This is a genomic window from Ignisphaera cupida, assembly GCF_030186535.1.
Classification (GTDB): domain Archaea; phylum Thermoproteota; class Thermoprotei_A; order Sulfolobales; family Ignisphaeraceae; genus Ignisphaera; species Ignisphaera cupida.
This window is the reverse complement of the sequence record NZ_JASNVW010000002.1, coordinates 171,847-195,914: the sequence shown is the minus strand read 5'-3', so window position 1 is coordinate 195,914 and position 24,068 is coordinate 171,847. Positions and strand designations below refer to the sequence as shown.

Here is a 24,068-nt window from a genome sequence, read left to right as displayed (position 1 = left end):
CAAATTTACTTCTTTTTTGCCTTAGCAGGTTTTGCTATTCTTAAACGAGTTATTCTTGTGCTTACTGCTTCAATTAGAGCACCTGCTACAATCATTGAAATACCTATGCCAACAGCTGTTGAAGCTGCTAGTGCTTGTGCAAAGCTTATTCCACATATATAATCGATTTTTATTTGTTGATAAGCTGATTCAGACTCTGGTGCTAGTGTTATTTCTATTGCTTGAATCTCCAACTCTTTTGAGCTTGGTCCGTACACCGCCAGTCTATTTACAATAGCATCTGTGTTTAATTGTAGAACAATTTTGTATTTTCCTGGGTTCAAAGGTTTTTGGTAAAATAATGTTGTGTTCAATCCTTTCCCAAAAAACGCCTCGCTTGGGCTTAGACTAGAGTAAATCACTGTTTGATTATTTGTAGCATTTAGTATTGCCACATAGCCTTCATAATTCTCATTACTAACCCTACCACTAATCTCAATGTAGATGTAACCTATTGTGCTATTAACGCTGAATGTATAGTTAAATGGTGTATTAGCTTTCAACTCAATATTTGATAAATTAACTGGTACATTTCTCCAATAGTACCACTCACTATACTGTGGCTTCATCCTCCCAACAAATTCTCTTGGCACATAAACATATGTTGAACATGTTTTAACTTCAACACCACTTAGCATTGCCGCCCATCCAATAATGAATACTAGTATGCCTATCCCAATTAGGAAAATAGCCTTTGTCGACATAACAACACCGGTTATTTTTATGTTAAGGTGCTAAAATTTAAGGTTATATGGGTTTATGTTTTGCATTGAGATTAGGGAGACTATCTAAAGTTACTTAGAATTGGATGAATTGAGGGAATGGTGAAATGCTATTGATGAAGCAATTAGCGAAGCTGCAATATATGCGAAATTCGCTTTGTAACCTTGAGTAAATGTTATGTACCCACCTATTGGGGTATACAAAATGCTTGCAAGTGGTATATTGGAGTTTAGAAGTCCTAGTGATGCTGGCTCCTCATTTTTTGCTAATTCAACTGCAAGAACATATGCTGACGATGCATATGATGCCCATACAATACTATAAAATGCCATGCTCGCAAATGCTGATGCAAAGTCTTTTACTATGAAGATGTTTAATAGCATGAAAACAGCCATTGATAAAAGACTCAATGTATATACATATCTTGAACCAAATTTATCTACAAAATAACCAAATGCTATAAGCATTGGTATTTCAAACCAACTAGCTATGCTTAGCAAAATTGTTGCATATTCTTCTCCAAGACCAACTCCATACGCATAGTATTGAGGAACATAAATATTTTTAGCAACATCACCAGCAGCGAACATTATTGACGTAACTAAAAACACTAAATAAGATTTTCTTCTCAAAAACCTATAGGAAGATCTCTTCACATGTTTTTGAATAAGCATATCCTCAGCATTTTTTAGCGAATTAATTACTTTCTTTAAAATGATTGACATTAAAGCTATTATAAGAGACATTGATATTGCTATGTAGAATATAGCTTTAATTCCAAATCTATTCAAAATATATCCAGCAAAGAGAAGAGGTGTTGCCCAGCCTAAGGAACCTGCAGCCCAGAAAACACCCATACCTCTACCAATATTCTCATGAGAACTAATATCAGAAACTATAGTTGTTGAAGAAACTAGTGAACATGCGAAACCTATTCCAGCAAGAGCATAGAAAACTGATAAAAGCAAAACATTTTCAACATAAATAGATGCTAAAAGAAAGAACATGACAGTAATTAATGCACCAACACCAACAAAAAGCGTTTCTCTTCCACGAATTCTATTCAAAACATATCCCCATACAATACTAAAAACAAAACTTACAAAAGATGATAAAGATACTAAAACACCAGATTCAAAAGCATTGAAACCTCTATGCCCAACTAGATACAGAGGTACTATAGGATATGTTAAACCAGATATGAACATTAGAAACATATTTATAGAGGACACTAGAAATATTGTTTTTCTCATTTTAAATATCCACCTTTTTCAACTAAAAATGTCATTTTAAGGTAGAAATAAATACTTTAAGTTTTTGCTTTTATCCTCTTGGCAATCTCAATAATGTAGTAAGTAAATGCTGAAAATAATTATAGTAAATGCTTCAGAATCCAGTAATGGAAAGCCTCATCCAATATTGTCTAGATTGAAATCTGAAATGGAATTGAAAAGAATTCAAATATTCTTAAGCCATGCAATAGGCTTTATAAAGTCTTTTCCTCTTGCTTCAAAAGTTCCTATGGTTAGTTGATAGAATTTCTCATTCTTTTTGATATCCTCCACTTCCTCAACCTTGCCCATAGCAATAATTTCTTCATTTTCACTTGCAATATCTATGTATAGCCCTTCATAGCTTACAACATAGTTAATTTTCTTCGCATCGTCAATACCTTCAACAACTTTAACATTGTCAACAACATAAACAGCTGGCATAAATATAGAGTCTTTAGCATCTACAATTCTAGCTCTTATCGTTGCCAAACCTATGTATCTAAATCTTTTCTGCTCCCACTCTTCATTAACTTCATTTTCAAGTTTAACAGGATGTATGGAGAACTGTCTATTTTTATACAATGCTCTATTCCATTTGTGTTTACTATAAAGAATTTTTGCTTCATCAACTGTTAGTGGATGTATTCTCGATATTTCCTCAGCCCAAGAATCTAACAGTTTTCCTGATGGTAGTGAAAACCCAGATTTTTCATCTTTATAAAGCTTTTTCAGCGCTTCTCTAACTCTATACGAATTTTCTACGCCATAGATAATCAAATCTATGTCAGAGTATTGAAGATTGTGTATCTTCAGAAGAATTGAACCTGTAACACCAAAGAACGTTAGTGGAACGCCAGATTCTTCAGAAATTCTAGAAGCAAGTTCTAGTGCTAAAGACTCCAAACTGTCTTTAGGCTCCTTCTCTATTTCCCTTAACCTCTCCTCAGGCTTGTAATGAATAGAAATTTTATTTCTTGGAACTCTTATAAATTCTATACCCCTATACTCATCAAATTTAACATACTCTGGATAATTCCTTTTCAAAAAATCCAAAACACTTTTAACACCTGTTGCACTATAGAAAGGCAGTATTCTTCCATACATAACCCCATCTCTAGACCACTTAACTCTTATACTAGACTCCATATTGGCAACATATTTTAGATAACCAATTACACCATCCCTTGGATGCACATTGCCAATAACACAAAATATTAATCCATCAAAACTCTCAACAAAGTCCCTATCCCTAAAACCCCTCATGCAAAATACCCTTAAAAATATTGTTTAAAACACTGTCAATGCTGTAAAGCTATAAATAGGTTTATATATGTTGTCATCTACTTATCTAACCAATACACTTGTCTTCAATGGGAATCGCCTTGAACATTATCTCATCATCTAAAATTGTTCGTGTTAATGGTAATAGCTCTAAGGAGCTTGATGATTTTGTTGCTGAGGAAGTTGAGGGAAGAATATATATAGATGGTGTTGAGGTTTTTAGATTGCCAACATCTCCACATATGCTTGAATATCTTGGAATAGGCTATGCCATTACACATGGATTTGATGTTTCAGAGTCCAAGGTGATTGTTGAAGGCAGTAATGTTCTTCTATTCTATGTAAAAACATTAACAAAAACAATGGATAGATGCTTAAATACTTTAGATGTGAAGGTAAAAGCCGTGGACATATTTAAAGCATTTAATGAAGCAAGTGAAAAAGCAAAATTGTTCAAAGCCACTGGATGTTTTCATTTCGCAGCTTTATTCACATTGGAGGGAAATTTAATTGATATTGTTGAAGACATTTCTAGGGTAGGTGCATTACTTAAACTAATAGGCAAAGCGTATGAGGCGAAAATAGATTTTAGAAAAACAATGGTAGTTCTTTCTTCAAGAGCAGCATCGGAAATGATAGAGAGCATAGCAGCGATGTGTATACCAATAGCTGTTTTTAGAGGTGCTCCAACAAGAAAATCTATTGAAATTGCAAAGAAAAACAACATAACATTAATTGCACATGTAAGAGAAAACAAGCTCAACATTTATAGTGGCTTTAACAAAATTGATTTCTCATCATAACATTTTTGTATTATTTCATATAATTTAATCAGAGCCAGGGTTTAAGGAAAAATCAATAGGCTAAAAAGTATTAATGTGTAGAGCAGTGGTGAAATATCCATATTATACTCAACTAGAACTCCATTCAAAGCTATTTCACCTTCAATAATACCAAAATTTAGCAAGACAAGCATTACCAGAGCTCCTAAAATCTTAGATAAAAGTTTGAGAGGTAATGATATTGGATGTTCTCTTACTAGGGAGTTTGCTAAACCCAAAGCAGTGAAAAGAATGAAAACAGGTATGTAAAGACCAGGTAATTTGGGAATTTCAGTATTTGGAAGTATTTTGGAGAATAGCGTTGGAAATATTACTACGTAAACAAGGTAGTAAAGCATCCCCATAAAAACTCCTATGACAAGAGAGCATACCATCTTCTTAATACCAACATTCACATCCATTACTTAAACACCTCTAATCCTTAATTTGAGACTGTAAATTCCTGCAATTCTTAGACTCATCAAAATCTCTAAATGTTTGGGAATGGAATTCATGTTGAGTGTTATATGTTTTGAGATTGTGGTGTTTGATTGCATGTTGCCAAGGTATAGTGTTTTATTTAGCACCTCAAGTTTAACATCATCTAATTTTATGATGCCCTTATATGTTATATTGAATACTAATTTAATGGATGTTTCATTAAGCTGCTCATATGAAACCTTAAAACTTATCAGATCGGGTTTGCTAATCAATTCATGTGCAAATATTAATAGTGGAGCTAGCATAGTGCTTAGTATTAGAAAAGCTGCTAGGATTATACCTAGCTTAAGAAGATTATTCACTCCTAACCCCCAGACCCTCTATATTTCTTCTCCCCAACGTAAATAGACTTGAAAAGATCAATACCTTTCCCCAAAAGTATTGAACCAGCCCAGATCATAGCACCAAGAAAAGCTAGTTTAATGACAAGATTTAGCAACTCATAAACAGTACTCGTAATTGAGGATTGCAGGTCTTTTCCAGCAGGTAAGAGAGGTTTATAGTTGAGATATGCATAAAAAGCTAGGAAAACTCCAAAAATAATTATGAAGATCCCAATTAGAAGAGTTACTATTCCAAACATAAATAATGTCTTATCCACATCCATAGTTACACCATTTACAAAACTACTAAATGAATTAAAATAAGTTTAGGTTCTAAGATGTTTGAGTCTAATCAATAATTTCAACTATATTTTAAATGCTTCTATCATTTCCTTCTCCTCTTCCCTTAGACTTCATCATTCACAAGAAAAACATTCAGAAGTGGCCTAGTTGCTCAACATACTTATATTGATTTGAGTAGATATTTGCCTCCTCCTCAACCATTCTACTTCAGTACTATATGTTTCCTCAGGTATTCACAAAGATAATCAGTGGATAAACATCTTCATTAGCATTCACAAAAATTTTACACAAAAATTCATATGTTTGGAGAGAAGAAAGAAAAGCGGCAATTCTGAAGAAAACAATAAAAGTAACTATGTTATTATTTAGAGGTATTGAAAATTCTGCAGAGTTAATTTACATCAATCTCTTGAGCAAACCAGCAATTTATGCTTAAATATTAAAGTGTAGGTAATGCCTTTGTTAACAACTTCATGACTTTTTCTAGTTAGAAAAGTGAAATCTTTTTACTTGGTATATACCTGCCTCTTATATTGATTTTGTATCCGCATTTGGGACATTTATAATTATCTCCTTCCCTATCTACATCAAAAAATCTTACGCGATAACCAATTCTAACCACTAGTGTTTTTCCACATTTAGGGCATTTTGTTGTCTCATACGTGGAATCTCCTATATTGCCTATGTAAACATATTCTATGCCGCTTTTCTTAGCTTCCTCAGCTATTTCTATCAATTTGTTGATTGGTGTTGAAAGCTCTTTCCAGTAGTTAGCTGGGTAATACCTATTTACATGAAGTGGTACATCATGTCCAAGGTATTTGATGTGCTGATCTATAATCCACTGGTAGCATTCCTCAAAATCATTTGTATTTGTTACAACTAGGTAAACCATTTCCACATGACCTCCACTATCAATTATGTATTTAGCATTTCTATAGATTATGCTGTGATCTACCGATACCAGGGCTTTGCGCATTTTTGGACAGCCCTTAATATCTATACTCCACCCATCAACCCCTACATCAACAAGCTTTTTAATTGCTTTAATTGTTAAATAACCATTGGTAACAATGGATCCGTATAAACCCTTTCTTCTACCAAGATCAAAAACATCAAGTAGAAAATCGAATAGTGTAGCTGTAGGCTCATTAAAACTGGCATTGAGACCCTCATCACCATTGAGAATAGCTATTTTAACAAGTTCCTCAGGAGAGAACTTGTCATAGCTCTTGGGAAGATCAGAAAAGCTAAGCAAATAGTTTTGGCACCAAGGACAATAAAAATTGCAGCCATATCCAGAAAAAGTTAGGGCTGTGCTGTTAGGCCAGTAATGAAAAAATGGTTTTATCTCAATAGGTCTACTCTCCACAGCACTTAAAACACCATAGCCAATGTGGTAAAGCACACCATCAATATTTATGTAATTTCTACACAAACCACGTTTCATATTATCAATAACACACTTTCTTTCACATATTAAACACCTAATTTTCCCATCACCAAGTTTTTCATAGAGATCTTCAAAAGCTTTACGAAGAGACTTTTTATCTAGTTCCATAACACTCATCTACATTTTATAGCTTTAAGCATTAATATAGTGTACAGGTTCGAAAATGGTTTTAGTTAAGATATTTAAAGTAGGTTTTGTGCCAAATAATTTCATTGAATATGTTGAAAATTTGATTAAGGATTTTTATGAAAGTGTAAATGCCGATGTGGACTATGTTGAAGTTTATGTATATAAAAATTCTGTTAGTAAAAGAAGCTTTCTTTTGAGAGAGGGTTTAGAGCTTGGGGTAATGGTTTTAGGAGACTACATAGTTTCTCATGATGCTTGGAGAGGTTGGCCTAGAATTCATATAGATTATGAGCTATGCGAAAATTTAAGTAGAGAATATCTAGATGCTCTTCTAATTCATGAAGCAACTCACAGTATTCTCCACGGATCAATAGCTTATTACTTGATTAGCTTTAGCAAGGAGCTTGTTGAGAAATTTGGTTTAGAGAAAGCTTCAGAAATTGTTTATTTGGCATCAACAATTGTTAAGGATTTAGATGTGCATAGATTTCTCCTTGAGAAAAACATGGATGAGCACATTGAAAAATACTTTGAGTATTCAATTAAAGAACTTGTAGAGAAAGCTGAGTGTATAAACTATGTTGATATTCTTAACATGCTGAAGATTTTAGCTCCATGTGTTTTCATAAAATGTGATATTGATAAAATATCTTTATCTGAAGAATGCAAACAGATTTTTTCAAGGTTTGCAGAATTAGCTCCTAAGCTGAATAGCCTTTGCAAAAATGACTTGAGCTGCAAAGTAAATACTCTCATCAATAGAATAATCACGCCGCAAAACTCTCTTAAAATCTCCTAAATTTCAAACATTTTCCTAATTGTATTTGCATTGACTATGCAATGCACAGGCGATTCTCTACATAAAACCTCGAAAACTGGTAAAGCATTTTTTCTTCTTTTAATAAACTCTGTGACAAGATTCCAATCAACAGAGCCAGTATATGGTGGTTTGTGTAAATCCTTTGAACCATCGTTGTCGTGAAGATGCAACTCTATTACTTGGTTTCCAACAACGTCTATAAATTGTCTTAAATTTTTAGTTATGTTTGCATGGCCAACATCTAGACATATTCCAGCCTCTTCACCAAGAGCTGTAACAAGATTTTTCAAATCCTGTGGTTTTGAGCCAAAAAGCTCTTTTTCAAGTCTATTCTCAATAGCAACCATAACACCTCTATCACTTGCTTCTTTCACAATCTTTCTAAAGAAGTAGAGATTAGTATCGAAGACATTTGAGGATGTTTTTAATGTATGGAAAACAGCTATAGATGCTCCCACTTCTTGAGCAAAATCCAGCCACTTAATCATTCTACTTACAATAGCTTCTAGTGGAACAGTATCAGCATCTATTTCATCATATGGCATATGAATAGACTTTATGAAGTTTTTATCATAGCTAGTAACAGTTTCTAAGACTCTCTTAATTAGTTGATTCTCTGCATATTTACCTCCATAGGTAATGAAGTTGTCATAACCAATTTCAATAAAAAACCCATTTCTAATTAATGTAGTTAAAGCATCTACTGGACTTAAATTGACGAGGATCATTGTGGAGAAAACCAGCAACTAAACCACCTCATCACATATCTCTATTCCTAGAATAAAAGCCTCAACTGGTATGAATCTATAATTTTCAAGTTACTTTATTAAAGCTATGAAGATGTCATTTACATTCGTGCCTGTATACCCTGTTACAATTGATTTTCTGATCTTTGAGAAGTAGGTATAGCTATCATTATTCTCTAGATATTCCTGGGCATCTAATCCCTGATTTAATCCTTCATGATATGTTTCACCATCTACTATAGCACCAGCAGCTGGGCTTATACCATCAACACCATCAGTTCCCATACACAATGCCACAACATTTCTCATGCTCTTAATTGAAATTGATAGGGATAAGCAAAGCTCCTGGTTTCTTCCACCAATACCTCTGCCTTTAACTGTTACAACAGTTTCTCCACCAGCAAATATTGCTGCAGGTTTTTGTATTGGCTCATTATATCTTTCAATGTTTTTGATTATCGATGCCAACACTTTCCCAACTTCTCTTGCCTCTCCCTCAAGCATTGAGGTTAATACTAATGTGTTAAACCCATACTCTCTAGCCTTTTTTGCCATGGAATCTAAAACTATTTTATTACTTGCGATAATCACATTCAGTACTTTCTCAAATATTTTATCACCACTTTTAGGCGTATCAGGTATTTTTCCCTCCAACCCCATTTCAACAATTCTTCGCATAGACTCTCTAAGCTCATTCCATAGCCCACGTCTCTTCAGAATGGTGTAAACATCTTGAAAAGTTGTTTCATCAGGTGCTGTAGGACCAGAGGCTATTGTGTCCAATCTATCTCCAACAACATCACTAACTATCAGCGATATCACCTTTCTGCACTTTAAAAACCTTAGGAGTTTTCCACCCTTAACCTTAGAAAACCTTTTCCTTACAGCATTCAACTCAAATATGTCAGAGCCTCTCTTCATAAGCTCTTTCGAAATCCATGCAACATCCTTTAAATCAATACCATCTTCTGGAACTTCAAATAATGCCGAGCCTCCTCCAGACACAACAACAAATACAATGTCATCTTCAAGCACATTACTTGTTACATACTCTAGAAGTGCTCTAGAAGATTTTAACGTGTTTTCACCTGGGATTGGGTGATCACCTTTAACAAATCTTATATTTCCATATGAGCTTTCTTCATCAGGTGTTATAACAACTCCCCCAATTATTTTATCTCCAAGTATATCACTTAATGCCATGGCCATTCTTTTCGAAGCTTTTCCAAATCCTATAACATGTATTCTCCCCACAACATCTATAGCATTATCAGCTACACATATTCTACCATTACATATTCTAACATGGTTTTTCACAGCATTATATGGATCAGCAACAGCCAAGCCATGTTCAGCAAGTTCCAAAGCTAGTCTATGTAAAAATGTTTTTGACAATTCATCAACATTTTTTATTGCCATACAACCCCCATAAGCATAAAAATGAATAAAACTTTTAAACTTTAAGCATTTTAACCTCTTGTGTGAATGAAAATGAAATTACCTATCGTCTTTATAGCTCCAGAAACCACTCCAAGGAGTTATACTGGTGCTTTGGGAGGGCCACCACTTATAAAGGATTGGCTTGAGGAGAAGAAGCATAGATTTATGCTCAAATTGAAATTGTCTTTTCCGCAAACAAGTTTTGCTTTCTATACTGTTACTAATGTTGATGAGGGGAAGAAGGTACTGGAGCTGGAGAAAGATTCCATAGGTTTTGTAGTTGTTCTGCTACATACATGGTCTGGTGGTGCAACAAGAGTTTTTCTAGAAAGTGGAAAACCTGTTGTGCTCATTGCTGAAAGCTATGGTGGTGGAGGAGAATTTTTGATTGAATATGGAAAAGCGTTGAGCAATGGTGGAAAAGTTGTTGGCATATCAGTAAGGAATTTGGATAGCGATGTTGTAATTAAGAAGGTTAAGCTTTTAGAAGTTCTTTATAGGCTTAGACAAAGCAGAATATTGTTTATAACAATTGATAAGCAGAGATTTGATTACTTTGAAAAAGTTTTAAGGGAAACTTTAGGAGTAGAATCTATCTATCTCGATGGTAAAGTCTTTGCTGAGAAGTATTATCGTGTTGCTAACGAGAATGAAGCTAGGAAATGGGCTTTGGAATGGATGTCTAATGCATATAAGGTTTATGAGAATAGCTATGAAGATATCGTGAAAGCTGCTAAGCTATATCTAGCTATGAAGAAAGCCCTTCAAGACTTTAAAGCAATATCGATTGCTGTTGATTGTATAAACCTATTCGATGCGAAAATTCTTGATGCATGGCCATGTCTTGGATACATGCAGCTTTGGCTAGATGGCTACATACCTGTATGCGAAGCTGATCCATATTCAGCAGTGATGCTTCTCATGGTTTGGTATCTTGAAGAAAAACCAGGATTCATATCAGATCCTGTTATTGACTACACAAAAAACGAGATTGTGTATTATCATTGCTATAGCCCAGTAAACCCATTTGGGGGAAATAGAAAGGTTCCATACATAATAACACCAGCTCATCTAAATCTAAAAAGAGCTTCTCTATACGTTGAACTTCCAGTAAACGAGGATATAACAGCTGCTCAGATATGGCCTGAACAAAAAACAATTATTCTTCACAAAGGAAAGGCCATAGGCAATGAATACAGCATCTATGCATGTGCTACAAAGCTTGTTGCAAAGGTAAATGCAAAAACAATTGCAAGAAACTGGAGGTGGTCATGGCACAGAGTGGTATTCTACGGAGATTTAGCAGAGGATTTGAAGGATTTAGCAACATTACTAGGATTTGCAGTCTATGTAGAAGATAAAGAATGAATTGAAGCTGGCCACAATTCTAGATCTACAACAATATTTTATTTATAAAACATTGAAACATGCCTTGGTATCTGCAATTAAATATCATTGATGCAACCTCACATGTCTGGTTAATTTTAATTAAAAAATTGATTTAATTTTATTTTGTAAAAATTGAATGGTTTTAGAATTTAATTCCAAAGAATTGATTTAATATCATTGCTACTGCGAAGAAGAACCAGAAGAACAGTGCTCCTAATATCAATATTATGGTTGACCATAGTGGTGCTCTTATCTCTTTAGGTAACCATTTTCTATTCATATATGCTGTAGCGATTGCAACAATTCCTAATACTATATTTGATATGTTTGCCACTAGAAGAATCCAGATGAAAGGCTGTATCTTGAATAGGTATGTTAATGCAAATGCAAAGAATATCCATATTGTTATGAAGGTAAGTACTGTGTAGTAAAGTTTTTTGATTTCTCCTCCAGCCCACTTCCTAACTCTATCACTAAAACTCCATAACAAATCTGTTAGTGTTCTTGTTATCATGTCTGTAGAGCCTAGTTGAGTACTAAATAGTATCCAGAAGCCTGTTAACAAAGCTATTACCCAACCAGCGAAACCTAGTCTAGCAGCTAATGTGTTGCCTTGATAGGCTGCTACACCCCATCCACCGATTTGTGTGCCTGGAGGAATTAGAGCAACTGCTAGAGCAACACATAAGTACATTCCTATGAAGGCTCCTGTGGTGAAGATGCCTACTATGTCAATCCATGTTAATAATCTCCACTTTCTCCATGCATCAAGATTTTCTGATGTAATCTTAAATATTTTGCCTTTAGGTGAAACAGTTATCTTCTTTCCTCTTATAAGTGATGGAATAGCGCCAACAATAGATCCCATGCCAAAACCCTTATCTCTATAGTAGTTAGTTATGGTGGTGTTGTTTAATCCACCTGCACCAGCATAGCCTGCTAGTGCTGCTAATAAGGCTACTGTGGCTCCTCTGGGAAAGTAGCCAAATTTGAAGAATCCTGCAGCAACATCTGAAGCAACTTTAGCTGGTGTCAAAAGCACGTTTAGGAATATTAGAAATCCTATTATTAGGAATATGAATATCCACTGAACTATTTCCAAAGCTCTTTCAATAACACCACCAAAAGACACTATAGCTACAATTAGCAACGCTAGTAGAAGACCTGTTATCATAACAGTAATCTCGTCACCTGCACCAGGTATTCTACCAAGAAAAGCTGCTGCAAGAGCTGTGGCACTTGCAAAAGCCCATGCAGGCCAGGCTCTTTCAAGAACTGATAAAACTATTAGTAGAGGGCCCCAAAACCTGGGGCCTGGCCATAGTCTCAGCATGCCGTTGAAGATAGGTTCACCTGTATATTTGGTGTATCTAACCATTTCAGCATTGAGCAGTGTTTGTAGTAGTATAGATACTGTAGCAATCCACATAATACCTGCTCCATAGAGAACCGCATTAGCAGGTCCTATAAGCCATTCACCAGAGCCTATAGCCACACCCAAAACAATTGCGCTAGGACCTATAATTCTCATAACATTTTTAAAGGTAAGTGGTGGTGGGGGAGGTAGATTATCTACAACCTCAAGCTCCTTTTCCAATCTGCTTAACATACCTAATACACCCTACATACACAAGTTTTTATTCTAATTTATAAACCTTATTTCATTCTTGGCAATACTACAAACAGAGGCAATTGATGTTTAGCTAAAGTAATTAAGCAAGTATTTTTTGCATTTTCTTATTTCGTGAAAGCGTAAATGGTATTGCTAGTGCCATGATCATGGATTGTATCTGAAATGAGTGTTTTATTGCTTTAGATAGTGTTGACAATTCTATAGAGAAGCTGCTTCCATTAAGTGATGGCATACCTTCATATGTAATTAGCATTGAAACAATTTTATAGGGTAGCATTCGTGTCAAGGAGAGTACTGCTATGTTTAAGCTCAACGCAAATCCTATGTTAAATGAAATTGTTCTTATAGATGATGCAACACCTCTTCTATGTGGAGGTACAGAATTCATTATTGAACTTGTATTTGGGGAGACAAAGAGACCTGTTCCAACTCCTAGCAAAAACTCTGCTATAATCAATGACTTAAGCGATTCTGTTACAGAAATTAGATAAAGTGCTGCAGACCCTGTTGCAAGACCTGCTACAGCTATTGGGACAAAGCCTATAGCATCTGAAAGCCTTGCAGAACTGTTTCAAGTTTCATAGAAGTTTATAAGGGTTAATATAAAATCCTTTATCAGTAACAAGGATGTTAAGACCTAAGGAGGTTTGCCAGAGGCTGGGGATAAGTTACACTACCCTCAGGGAGTATGTTAGAAGAGGCTGGATCAAGCCTGTTGTCCTTGAGAGTGGTTGGTGGAGGTTTAGGGAAGAGGATGTCGACAAGCTGATGGGTTTAACCAGGGCTAGGAGGGCTGTGCTATATGCCAGAGTCTCATCACATGCGCAGAAGGACGACTTAGATAGACAGATTAGAGCCTTGGAGGAGTGGGCTAGGAAAAACAATGTCCAAGAGTACGAGGTCATAACCGATATCGGTAGTGATCTCAACGAGGATAGGAAGGGCTTCAGGAAGATACTGAAGCTAGCTGTGGAGAGAAAAATATCGAAGGTTGTCGTGGCGTATCCGGATAGGCTGACTAGGTTCGGTTTCGAAACACTTGAGGAGCTCTTGAGATCCTTCGGCGTTGAAATAGTCGTCTTAAACCACGAGGATAGAGATCCGAGAGAAGAGCTTGTGGAAGACCTCATAACAATAATCTCTCACTTCGCGGGGAAACTCTACGGCATGAGGAGCCACAAGTACGAGAAGATGGTTGAGGGTGTAAGGAGGCTTGTTGAAGACCCTTGAGCTTGTTAAAGTGTATTCAATTCCAGTAAAGGACGAAAGGGTTAGAGAGTTAATAACGTGGTATCTGAGGACTCTGCAGAAGGCTATAGACGTGATATGGGATAATATCAAGTGGGAATACCGCTTCCCGAAGCTTGTTAGAAAGAGTGGAAAGCTGGTAGTGATTACTGGTTTGAAGATACGCGTACCAGCAATACCAAAGAATAAAGTGTTCAAGAAGATGCTTAGAGATATGCTTATGAAGGATAACCCGTACGCGAGCCACTGGGTTGATGCTGTTATCAGAACAGCTTATTCGATCATGGAATCCTGGAGGAAGAGATACCTAAAAGAGAGAGCTAGGAAGATTAAGCCAAGGGTTAGGAGGAGGTTCGCTAGGTGCAAAACAACGCTTATGAAGGTAGATTATCAAGCTAAGACCATTAGAATAACGCTGAGACCGGGAGAGTACCTGACTGTGTCGTGGAGATCAACGTGGTTCGAGCACAGAGTTAGGGGCTGGATTGTTGGCGAGGTTATAATTAAGGATGATAGAATCATTATTCCCTTTAAGACCTCTAAGGAGGTTGAGGTTAAGAGGGTTGTTGGCTGGGATAGTAACGAGCTGACATTGGATGGCTACGAGCCATCAATAGGATTCATACACATAAACCTCAGACCTCTTCAGAGCATGAAAATTGTTTATGAGAGGAAGAAGGCGATTGCACAGAGCAAGGGCAAGAAGGAGGTTTACGAGAAGTATGTGGCTAGGGAGAGGAACAGGGAGAAGGATTTTGTAAACAAGCTAGTAGCAGGTCTGATAAGGTTGTTACCAAACTCTATCCATGTTTTCGAGGATCTAGATAAGGAGGATCTTGTTAGCAGGAAGAGAGTTAAGAAGTCTAGGAGGAAGAGAAACGCTAGGATGCCTTGGAGGAGCATACACAGAAGAATATCAGAGACTGCTCTAACAGTTTTTGTGAATCCCAAGAACACATCTCGTACCTGCCCCAGATGCGGGTATGTTGTGAAGACCCAAGTGGGGCGTATATTCAAGTGTCCGAGGTGCGGACTTGAGATGAATAGACAGAAAGTAGCATCGGTGAACATTAGGAAGAGATACTTGGAAGGTAGATGTAAGGAAGGAAAACCCAGGATGTGGGGGTTCCCCCACAGCAATGACCCAGAGGCCTCGATGATGGTGGAGCTGTGGGCTGGGGTCACCCCAAACGGGTGGAAGCCAATGATATGGGCTCCAATGAAAGGAGCTCTGAAGGCAATGAAGCCAAGGGTAGAGGGCTGGCATCAATTAATATAAAGCCCTATGAAACCCGAACCCCAAGCCATGTAGCAAGTCTAGTAGGAGGTGCATTGTCTGTTAAAATAGTAACTGTTAAAGATATTAAAAATGCAGCTCCAACACCTTGAACAATTCTTGAAACAATTAAAAGTAGCGAGCTGCTGCTTATACCAGACATGAAAGCACCGAGACCAAAAATGGCAATTCCCACATTGAATAATCTTACTCTTCCAAACAAGTCAGATAACCTTCCAACAATAAGCTGAAGAATTGTCGAGCCAAGTATATAGCCTTGAACAATCCATATGATTTGATAGATATCAGCATTTAAGTCTCTTGCAATAGTGGGTAAACCAACAACAGCAAGTCTTGCATTGAACCCTGTTAAGAAATTCACTAATGTGGTTACAGATAAAACTGTATAAATTTCCACTTTTGGAAAAGAGTCACTTCTCGTAAAAGTCTCACCCACTAAGGAAAGTCTCATTATAAATCATGAGTTGAGTAATGAAACGGTTTTTAAGTATTCATTACTGAATTGTGCCTTCAAAATGTTCTAATGTTTCTTAATCCAAAAATGGTATTATATAGGGGCCTTCTGGAATAGCTATAACTTTTTCACAAGAAATCTCTTTACATGCTATTTGCATTGCTTCTTCAGCAGAAGAGGCTGGAATAAGATTCATTTCCTCTAGAACACTATGGCTAATATTTTTTGTTACAACAATAACTCTATTCTTTAGAAGCACCTGCTCAAGTTTTTGAACCTCCCACTGATCTCTCAAAGGCTCATTCTTCTCTATATACTCTAAAATCTTTTTAGGGTCTTTGCTCATGGATGCTAGCTCTCTGAAATGCTCATGTCCAACACCATCTATACACTCTGCCAGCATTACTATAACACCTCCTCTTCTCGTAACTCTTGATGCTGTTACCATACCTTTAACAGCTTGATACAAGTCTCTATCAAGTGGGTAACCACCATTAGTAACAATTGTTAAATCCGCTTCGAAAGAAACTTTCACCTTAACATATTTATCAAGTTCTTTAACGCCATGCACATGAGCTTGAAACGGATCTCCAGAAACCACCTCAAACACCCTCTTCTCCTTATCTAGAAGAACATGCACAATGAATTTATAGCTCTTCACAAGCTTAGCTGCTTCAACCATATCCTCATGAACAGGATTACCATCTAAATACCCGTAATCAGCTTTTGGATGAGAAAGCATTTTGAAGCTATGATTCTGATAAACAGTTTTTGTTGCTGAAACACCAGGTAAAATAAGTTTTCTACCACCACTATAACCAGCAAAGAAGTGGGGCTCTATAAGCCCTACACCAATTGTTAAATCCGATTCAACAACAGTTTTATTTATAATCACATCAGTATTATATGAAGTTTTGCCCAAATAAGTCATAAGCTTTTCATTATCAGAATCATGACTCCAAACATTGTATTCCTCAGCTATATTCTTTCCAACCAATTCCACAATCTCCGGTTTTGCATGTGGTTTATGAAGACCTGTAGCAACAACAATATCTATATTCTCTTTCTTAACACCATTCCTAATTAGCACAGCAAGCACATGCTCCAATAATATCTTGTTTGGTGTGGCCCTAGTCTTGTCTGTTATTAATATTGCAACTTTTCTTGATTTTGAAGCTAGCAAAGCCAGAGGTTCTGAGCCAACTGGATTATTTATACTATTTTCAATAAGTTTACGGGTTTCCTCCTCACTTAAACCCTTTGGCGTTTTTGAATAAAGCACCTGTGTTTTATCTGGCAAGTCGAGATACAAATAACCTTTGCCATATGGAAACGCTATTCTCACATTAGTCACCCGGCAAAACCTTATCAGGATTGAGAATATTATTTGGATCTAAAACACTTTTCAACTTTTTAACAGTTTCTATCCATGCATCTCCCAAAACTTTTTTAACATATTTTCTTCTGATATAACCTATTCCATGCTCTCCTGTTATTGTTCCTCCTAGCAGCAAAGCTACATCATATACATCCTCAGCTATTTTTTCGAGCTGTTCTTTGCTAAATCCCTTATGCTTCATTACATGAACATGAACATTTCCATCGCCAACATGGCCATATACTGGAAGCCACACACCATATCTTTTCTCAATATCGATTACATTCTCAATAAATCTATCTACAACACCTATAGGAACTGTCGTGTCTAGAATATCAAATGTCTCTTCCTTTAAAGCTGAGAATATTTCGCTTCTAATCTTTAACAAACTTTTTTGTTCATCATCTCTTTGAGTTACAAAAGGCTCTAACGCACCCTCACTTCTTACAATATTATCTATATGCTCCATTTCAACATATAGTACATCTTCCAAAGCCTCTGCAAGAATAATCATTAAATAGTATTCACCTTCTTTAACAGGCCACGTAGTACCTAGGTAATTTGCAGAAGTTTCTATGACTTTTCTATCGAAGTACTCCAAAGCAAGTGGCGTTAAACCTTCAAACAAAATCTTTTTAGCAGCTCTAAAAGCATCTACCCTGCTATTAAATGGAACAACTATTGTTGCTGTGTAACGCCACTTTGGATATAGTCTTATATAAGCTTTTGTTATTACACCTAAAACACCTTCAGAACCTATGAATAAATGAGCAAGGTTATAACCCATGTTATTTTTAATAGTTTTTCCACCAAGTCTGAGAATATCCCCATTTGGAAGAACAATTTCTAGACCAAGAACATAGTTTCTCACAACACCTGTTTTCACAGCTCTTGAGCCTCCAGCATTACATGCTACCAAACCTCCTACTGTAGCACCTTCATCACCTGGGTGTGCTGGAAACATCAAGTTATGTTTTTCAGCTTCCTCAATTAGTTTTCCAAGTGTTGCACCCGCTTCTACTTCTGCAACCATGTTGTCAACATCAATAGTTACTTTATCCATTCTTTCAAGAGACAACACAATACCTGGTTTTGTTGGTATAGCACCACCAACTAAACCTGTTCCACCACCTCTAACATGTACGGACACTTTATACTTGTTAGCTATTTTTAGAACCTCGGAAACTTCCTCAGTGCTACCAGGTTTAACAACAACAACATCTCTTACAGGCTCTGGTCTAACACCAAATGCTGTTTCATCATAGAGATATCTCTCAACAGCTCTCTCCTCAGTAACAATCCACTGTTCACCAACAACACTTTTTAAATCTCCTATCAAAGACTTGAAATCTCTAATCATTGTTTTTCACCACATCTAATCTCCTTTAATTTATCCAAAAGCTTTTTAGCAACATCATAAATGTCTCCAACAACAAATAAGTCACTGTATTTGGCTATAGGTGCACTAGGATCAATATTTACTGAGATAACATATTTAGAGTCTTTCATACCTGCTATGTGCTGTGGAGCACCTGAAATCCCCATAGCTATATAGAGTTTGGGTCTTACAATATTTCCACTAAAACCAACTTGTCTATCTCTATCCATCCAGCCAATATCAACAAGTGGTCTACTACATGCTAATTGAGCATTTAGCTCTTTAGCTAATTCCTCAAAAAGCTTTATATCCTCCTTGCTTTTAACAGCTCTTCCAATAGAGAGAATAACCTCAGCTTCAGATAGCTTAACCTTCTTCTCTCGAGAAATACCAACCACTCTAACTCTTTTCGACAAATCTAAGCATTCATTTTCATAACCTAATTCCCTCTCAACAACCTCACCTTTTCTATCATGATTAGGTTTTGGCATTGGAAACACCCCTGGTCTTATTGTTGCCATGACAGGACTTGTTAAAGTCTTTATATGAGCAATGATATTACCAGTAAAAGCAGGTCTTACTTGAATAATGTCACCATTATCATCAACATATATGTCGAGGCAATCAGCTGTTATACCAGCTCCTATGTGGGCAGCAATTCTAGGTGCTAAACCTCTTCCCCATGGTGTTGCAGGAAACATTACTAGTTTTGGTTTCAAATAGTTAATTGCATCAATAACAACACATCTATGTATCATGGGATTTGACAAAGCATCAACATCAATTCGGTATGTAACAACCTTATCAGCTCCATACGTTATTAAATCTTTTGCATATTTTTCTATATTGCTAGGATCAGAAGCTATTACCGCAGAAACCTCTCCACCAATTTTTGTAACAATCTCTCTTGCTTTTCCAAGTAATTCGAAAGAAGCTTTTGAAATACCTCTGCCATAGTTTTCAGCATAAACCAAAACTCCCGACCATACCATTAAACAACACCCAACTCTTTCAATGTCTTTAAAATTAGTGTTGTGCCCTCCTCTCCCTTAACTATTTTAGGTTCCCTGCCTTTTTCAAGAGCATAATAAGCCTTCACAACTCTAGTTGGAGAGCCAGACAACCCAAATCTGCTTGTATCAGCTATATCGCTTAGGTAATCAGCATTCCAAATCTCTATCTTTGCTCTTCTAGCTCTTAAAACATCGCTTATTCTAGGCATTGAAGGCTCTATAAACTCATTCATGAAAACAACTGGGCGTGACAATGCTATTAAAGCTGGTGTATTAACTTCAACTTTGTAATAAGCATCGCCATAATCAGATTCAACAACAATTTTGTTATTTCCAACATCAACTATCCTAGTAACGAATGAAACATGGGGAATCCCTAGAAATTCTGCAACTTCAGGACCAACATGAGCAGTATCTCCATCAACTGATTTCTCTCCACATAAAATAAGGTTGAAGTGCCCAAGCTTCTTTATTGCAGAAGCAAGAGTATAGGATGTTGCTAGTGTGTCAGCACCAGCAAATCTCTTATCACTTAAAAGTATAGCTCTATCAACACCTCTTGCAATAGCATCTCTAAGCGCGTTTTCAGCATGTGGAGGTGCCATTGAAATTGCTGTTATTATTCCACCAAATAACTTCTTAATTCTTTTAGCAACCTCTATAGCATATAAATCAAAGGGATTTATTTCTAGAGTTGTTGAGGTTCTGTCTACAGTACCTCTTTCCAAATCAAATTTAGCTTTTGTAATATCTGGAACAGGCTTTATAAGTACTACAATATTCGTTGTTTAACACCTGCAATAAAGTGTGTAGACTAAAACGTTTTAAATTTAATTAAAAGTGGTATTAATGAACGCATTTAAATAATTTTGAATTGCATAGTCATTTTAAATAACTCTTTCTACCTTTGGTGAAAGGAGTGGTTTATATATGTAATCGCTGTGGAAAGGTCTTTAAAAGTAGAAGAGCATATATAATGCATATACTTATGGGCCTTGAAGGGAATGTGACTAGGAAAAAACATAGATAAAACTTTTAAAAGTAGTGCAGCTTAAAACTTGGTTTGTGTGATGTGTGTGAATAGCTATTTGAGTCATTTAGAGAGGAGGATAGGCAATATATTGAAAAGCATGTCTATAGAGGAGAAGGTTGCTCAACTGCAATCAATTTCTGTTGATAGGTTGTTAGAAGGTAAGAATTTTTCTGAGGAAAAAGCAAAGCAGCTTCTCAGATATGGAATTGGGGAAATTACCAGGGTTGGTGGTTCACGAATTGGTCTCAGACCCAGAGAAGCTGCTAGGATAGTTAATGAGATTCAGAAGTTTCTTGTAGAAAAGACAAGACTTGGCATTCCCGCAATAGTACATGAGGAGTGTTTAGCTGGTTTAATGGCTCCTACAGCAACTGTTTTTCCACAAGCAATAGCATTGGCATCTACATGGAGTCCTGAAATTGTTAATAGAGTTGCTAATGCGATAAGAGAACAGGTTTTGTGTATTGGATCTAGACACTGTCTCTCGCCTGTTCTAGATCTATGTAGAGATCCTAGATGGGGCAGGTGTGAGGAAACTTATGGTGAAGACCAGTATCTTGTTTCAGCAATTGGCACTGCATATATTCTTGGCCTTCAAGGAGAAGATATTTCAAAAGGTGTTATTGCTACAACAAAGCATTTTGCTGGTCATGGCTTTCCAGAGGGTGGTAGAAACATTGGACCTCTTCATGCAGGTTTGAGAGAGTTTATGGAGCAACATCTCTACACATTTGAAGTTGGTATTAAGGTTGGTGGAGCTCTTTCGGTTATGCCGGCATATCATGAAATAGATGGTGTTCCTTGCCATGCTAACAAGTGGCTTCTAACAGATGTTTTAAGAGGTTTATGGGGATTCAGAGGAGTTATTGTATCAGATTATAGCGCGGTTTTGCAGCTCAATACCATACATAGAATTGCAAGAAATTGTGTAGAGGCTTTTAAAATTGCTTTAGAAGCAGGTGTGGATATAATCTTTCCCGATATTATATGCTTTGATGATATTGTTAAAGCGGTTAAGGAGGGGCTGATATCTGAAGCTGTTCTTGATAGAGCTGTTGAAAGAGTTTTAAGAGTTAAGGCTCTTCTTGGGCTTTTTGATAATCCATATGTTGACGAGACAAAGGTTCCTGAAATTCTCGATAATGAGATTCATAGAAAACTTGCTCTTGAAGCGGCAAGAGAATCCATAGTTCTTCTCAAAAACGATGGTGTGCTACCACTATCCAAAGACATAAAGACAATAGCTGTTATAGGGCCTAATGCAAATGAGCCTAGAAACATGCTTGGTGATTACCATTACGATGCTCATCTTGGAAAAGACTCTACATCAGTAAATGTTGTAACTGTTTTGGAGGGTATAAAGAGAAAAGTCTCTAAAGACACTAAAGTGTTGTATGCTAAGGGCTGCGATATTTACTCACAAGATAGAAGTGGTTTTGAAGAAGCTTTGAGAATAGCTAGAGAAGCAGACGTTATAGTTGCTGTTATGGGTGAGAAAAGCGGCTTGGATCCAACATGGTTTGGCTTGAAACAAGAGATTGTTCAGCATACTAGTGGTGAGGGTGTTGACAGAAGTGATCTTAGGCTTCCAGGTGTTCAGGAGGATCTTATAAAGGAACTACATAAAGTTGGAAAGCCAATAGTTCTTGTTCTCATAAATGGAAGGCCTTTGGCAATCACAGAGATTCTTCCATATGTTAATGCTGTTGTTGAGGCGTGGTTCCCTGGTGAGGAAGGAGGCAATGCTATTGCAGATGTGTTGTTTGGTGATGTTGATCCTGGTGGAAGATTACCAGTTTCAATACCAAAATCTGTTGGGCAAGTACCAGTTTACTACTCTAGAAAGCCATCAGCATTCAGAAACTACATAGATGTTGACTCAAAGCCTCTATTTCCATTTGGTTTTGGCTTAAGCTACACACAATTTAAGTATAGCAACTTGGTTGTGAAAACGCCAGATGTTAATCCATTTGGTTATGTGGAAATTGAAGTAACTGTTGAAAACATTGGTAAGAGACCTGGTAAAGAAGTTGTTCAACTTTATATAGCCAAAGAATTTTCTTCCGTAGCTAGACCAGTAAAAGAATTGAAAGGATTTAAGAAAATATATCTAGAGCCTGGACAAACAAAAAGACTATTGTTTAGAGTACCAACAGAGCTTTTAGCATTCTATGATAGTGATATGCATCTTGTTATAGAGCCTGGGGAGTACAGAGTAATGATTGGTAGAAGCAGTGAGGACATACAATTAGAGGGAAAGTTTAGAATTGTAGGCGAAAAGCAAATTATTCAACATCGTAAACATTACTTCTCTGAAGCAATAGAACTATAAAATATTTAACAATTTATTTTTCATAAATCAATTCAAATTAAAAAAGTTATATCAAATCTATTTTATGTTGTTGGTATGAATTGTTTGAGATATTTTACAGAGATTTCAAGATTTTGTAAAACTTCGTCATCTGGAGCTTCAAATGGTGGTATATACTCTAGAAATAGATAAACCTCTTTAGCACCTGACTGCTCTATTGCTTCAATTAGTTTATCTGGTTTTATTATTCCAATTTTGTTGTACTCTTCTGTGAATGGCCAATGTCTATCAGCTTTACCATCTGTTTGCTGAATGTGGACTGCAGGGGATTGTGGAGCAAATCTCTTTAGCCATTCATATGGACTTGCCTCTACTCCTTGTAAGGTACACTGGTGACCAACATCTATATTGAGTTTTACAGCTACTCCAGCACCCTCATTAGCTTTTCTTAGAACCTCTTCTGTTTCTGCCATATTCCATGGAGTTTCTCTTGGAACAGGTAATGGCTCCCATAAAATCATCTCTAAACCTTTTGATTGTGCATATTTTCTCAATGCTTTTACAGTATCAAATAGCACTAAATCCATGAAAGTTCTTCTGCTAGCATCTTTATAGTCTCTAACACTTTTTGCTCCAATATGCCCACCAGTTGCCTTTACATCAATTTTTGAAGTAAAGTCAATTGCTTTCGTATACCAGTCAACAGCATCCATTCTTATAATGGGATCAGGATGTGCCAGGAGATTATATGAATATGCTGCAAGACCTGTAAATGTTGAGTGTATAACTATACCATATCTCTTAATAGCATCCCTAATGAGACCTGCCATATGTTCAACAGCAGCTTGAGTAGATCTTGGATCGAACAAATCAAATGAGAACTGAACATATTTTACATCATTTTTAGCAACGATTTCGCTCCATTCATCTGGCATAGGCCATCTCTTAACAGCCCAGCTAAGATTTAAACCAAGTACGATTTTTGCCATATTTTCCAACCACAGAAGATTATAGGGAGTTAAGGAAATATATAAGCTTATACAATATTACACAATTATTACAGTATTAAAACAATTATACC

The 24,068-nt window shown here is 36.4% G+C and carries 22 protein-coding genes and 1 pseudogene; 6 read left to right on the top strand and 17 right to left on the bottom strand.

What is annotated here, in order from left to right; translation table 11 throughout:
• Positions 1-5: 5 nt before the first annotated feature.
• The 3 genes from QPL79_RS04565 to QPL79_RS04555 form a co-directional block, all read right to left on the bottom strand.
• The gene (locus QPL79_RS04565) at positions 6-743 is read right to left on the bottom strand and encodes a hypothetical protein (RefSeq protein WP_285273603.1); all 738 of its coding nucleotides are present in this window, start codon (positions 741-743) and stop codon (positions 6-8) included.
• Between the two features lie 90 nt (positions 744-833).
• Positions 834-2,015, bottom strand: coding sequence for an MFS transporter (locus QPL79_RS04560; protein ID WP_285273602.1), 1,182 nt, complete (start codon positions 2,013-2,015; stop codon positions 834-836).
• A gap of 204 nt (positions 2,016-2,219) precedes the next feature.
• A complete protein-coding gene (locus tag QPL79_RS04555) occupies positions 2,220-3,299 on the bottom strand; it encodes a hypothetical protein (protein WP_285273601.1) in 1,080 nt (359 codons plus the stop codon).
• Between the two features lie 119 nt (positions 3,300-3,418).
• Between QPL79_RS04555 and QPL79_RS04550 the strand changes: the two genes are divergently transcribed.
• Entirely contained in the window at positions 3,419-4,120 is a 702-nt protein-coding gene (locus QPL79_RS04550) for a formate dehydrogenase accessory sulfurtransferase FdhD (RefSeq protein ID WP_285273600.1), read from the top strand.
• 41 nt (positions 4,121-4,161) lie between these two features.
• Here the strand turns inward: QPL79_RS04550 and QPL79_RS04545 are convergent, their stop codons facing one another.
• The 4 genes from QPL79_RS04545 to QPL79_RS04530 form a co-directional block, all read right to left on the bottom strand.
• Positions 4,162-4,560 (bottom strand): hypothetical protein, encoded by a 399-nt coding sequence (locus tag QPL79_RS04545; RefSeq protein ID WP_285273599.1) that lies wholly within the window; start codon positions 4,558-4,560, stop codon positions 4,162-4,164.
• Positions 4,561-4,563: 3 nt separating this feature from the next.
• Positions 4,564-4,941 (bottom strand): hypothetical protein, encoded by a 378-nt coding sequence (locus QPL79_RS04540; RefSeq protein WP_285273598.1) that lies wholly within the window; start codon positions 4,939-4,941, stop codon positions 4,564-4,566.
• Positions 4,942-4,943: 2 nt separating this feature from the next.
• Positions 4,944-5,246: a hypothetical protein gene (locus QPL79_RS04535; protein WP_285273597.1), complete on the bottom strand. Its 303-nt coding sequence runs from the start codon at positions 5,244-5,246 to the stop codon at positions 4,944-4,946.
• 506 nt (positions 5,247-5,752) lie between these two features.
• Positions 5,753-6,826, bottom strand: a complete 1,074-nt coding sequence (locus QPL79_RS04530; RefSeq protein ID WP_285273596.1) for a radical SAM protein — start codon at positions 6,824-6,826, stop codon at positions 5,753-5,755.
• Positions 6,827-6,881: 55 nt separating this feature from the next.
• On the opposite strand from QPL79_RS04530, the gene QPL79_RS04525 reads away from it, so the two are divergent.
• On the top strand, positions 6,882-7,646 hold the full coding sequence (locus tag QPL79_RS04525; protein ID WP_285273595.1) for a hypothetical protein: 765 nt from the start codon (positions 6,882-6,884) through the stop codon (positions 7,644-7,646).
• Here the strand turns inward: QPL79_RS04525 and QPL79_RS04520 are convergent.
• A complete protein-coding gene (locus QPL79_RS04520) occupies positions 7,643-8,413 on the bottom strand; it encodes a sugar phosphate isomerase/epimerase family protein (RefSeq protein WP_285273594.1) in 771 nt (256 codons plus the stop codon). The two genes, QPL79_RS04525 and QPL79_RS04520, sit on opposite strands and share 4 nt — an antisense overlap.
• 72 nt (positions 8,414-8,485) lie before the next feature.
• Entirely contained in the window at positions 8,486-9,832 is a 1,347-nt protein-coding gene (locus QPL79_RS04515) for a glycerate kinase type-2 family protein (RefSeq protein WP_285273593.1), read from the bottom strand.
• Between the two features lie 72 nt (positions 9,833-9,904).
• On the opposite strand from QPL79_RS04515, the gene QPL79_RS04510 reads away from it, so the two are divergent.
• Positions 9,905-11,221 (top strand): hypothetical protein, encoded by a 1,317-nt coding sequence (locus QPL79_RS04510; RefSeq protein ID WP_285273592.1) that lies wholly within the window; start codon positions 9,905-9,907, stop codon positions 11,219-11,221.
• A 163-nt stretch (positions 11,222-11,384) separates the two neighbouring features.
• Here the strand turns inward: QPL79_RS04510 and QPL79_RS04505 are convergent, their stop codons facing one another.
• Together QPL79_RS04505 and QPL79_RS04500 are read right to left on the bottom strand one after the other, a co-directional pair.
• Positions 11,385-12,851 carry an Nramp family divalent metal transporter gene (locus QPL79_RS04505; protein WP_285273591.1) on the bottom strand — a complete coding sequence of 489 codons (1,467 nt, stop codon included), beginning with the start codon at positions 12,849-12,851 and terminating at the stop codon, positions 11,385-11,387.
• 103 nt (positions 12,852-12,954) lie between these two features.
• A pseudogene (locus QPL79_RS04500) lies at positions 12,955-13,425 on the bottom strand (MFS transporter); the annotation flags it as partial.
• Between the two features lie 77 nt (positions 13,426-13,502).
• Between QPL79_RS04500 and QPL79_RS04495 the strand changes: the two are divergent.
• Together QPL79_RS04495 and QPL79_RS04490 are read left to right on the top strand one after the other, a co-directional pair.
• Positions 13,503-14,105: an IS607 family transposase gene (locus tag QPL79_RS04495; protein WP_285273590.1), complete on the top strand. Its 603-nt coding sequence runs from the start codon at positions 13,503-13,505 to the stop codon at positions 14,103-14,105.
• A complete protein-coding gene (locus QPL79_RS04490) occupies positions 14,092-15,402 on the top strand; it encodes a zinc ribbon domain-containing protein (protein WP_285273589.1) in 1,311 nt (436 codons plus the stop codon). The genes QPL79_RS04495 and QPL79_RS04490 overlap by 14 nt, the downstream gene beginning before the upstream one ends.
• Positions 15,403-15,406: 4 nt before the next feature.
• On the opposite strand, the gene QPL79_RS04485 is transcribed toward QPL79_RS04490, so the two are convergent.
• The 5 genes from QPL79_RS04485 to QPL79_RS04465 all read right to left on the bottom strand — a co-directional run bounded on the left by QPL79_RS04485 (position 15,407) and on the right by QPL79_RS04465 (position 20,371).
• Positions 15,407-15,856: an MFS transporter gene (locus QPL79_RS04485; RefSeq protein ID WP_285273588.1), complete on the bottom strand. Its 450-nt coding sequence runs from the start codon at positions 15,854-15,856 to the stop codon at positions 15,407-15,409.
• A gap of 94 nt (positions 15,857-15,950) precedes the next feature.
• The gene (locus QPL79_RS04480) at positions 15,951-17,228 is read right to left on the bottom strand and encodes a nickel-dependent lactate racemase family protein (protein WP_285273587.1); all 1,278 of its coding nucleotides are present in this window, start codon (positions 17,226-17,228) and stop codon (positions 15,951-15,953) included.
• Positions 17,221-18,612: an FAD-binding oxidoreductase gene (locus QPL79_RS04475; protein WP_285273586.1), complete on the bottom strand. Its 1,392-nt coding sequence runs from the start codon at positions 18,610-18,612 to the stop codon at positions 17,221-17,223. The genes QPL79_RS04480 and QPL79_RS04475 overlap by 8 nt, the downstream gene beginning before the upstream one ends.
• Positions 18,609-19,622 carry an electron transfer flavoprotein subunit alpha/FixB family protein gene (locus QPL79_RS04470; protein WP_285273585.1) on the bottom strand — a complete coding sequence of 338 codons (1,014 nt, stop codon included), beginning with the start codon at positions 19,620-19,622 and terminating at the stop codon, positions 18,609-18,611. Before QPL79_RS04470 ends, QPL79_RS04475 begins: the two co-directional genes overlap by 4 nt.
• Positions 19,622-20,371, bottom strand: a complete 750-nt coding sequence (locus QPL79_RS04465) for an electron transfer flavoprotein subunit beta/FixA family protein (RefSeq protein ID WP_285273584.1) — start codon at positions 20,369-20,371, stop codon at positions 19,622-19,624. Before QPL79_RS04465 ends, QPL79_RS04470 begins: the two co-directional genes overlap by 1 nt.
• Positions 20,372-20,713: 342 nt before the next feature.
• Between QPL79_RS04465 and QPL79_RS04460 the strand changes: the two genes are divergently transcribed.
• On the top strand, positions 20,714-23,008 hold the full coding sequence (locus tag QPL79_RS04460; protein WP_438839351.1) for a glycoside hydrolase family 3 N-terminal domain-containing protein: 2,295 nt from the start codon (positions 20,714-20,716) through the stop codon (positions 23,006-23,008).
• A 62-nt stretch (positions 23,009-23,070) separates the two neighbouring features.
• On the opposite strand, the gene QPL79_RS04455 is transcribed toward QPL79_RS04460, so the two are convergent.
• Positions 23,071-23,976: a sugar phosphate isomerase/epimerase family protein gene (locus QPL79_RS04455; RefSeq protein ID WP_285273582.1), complete on the bottom strand. Its 906-nt coding sequence runs from the start codon at positions 23,974-23,976 to the stop codon at positions 23,071-23,073.
• Between the last annotated feature and the right edge of the window lie 92 nt (positions 23,977-24,068).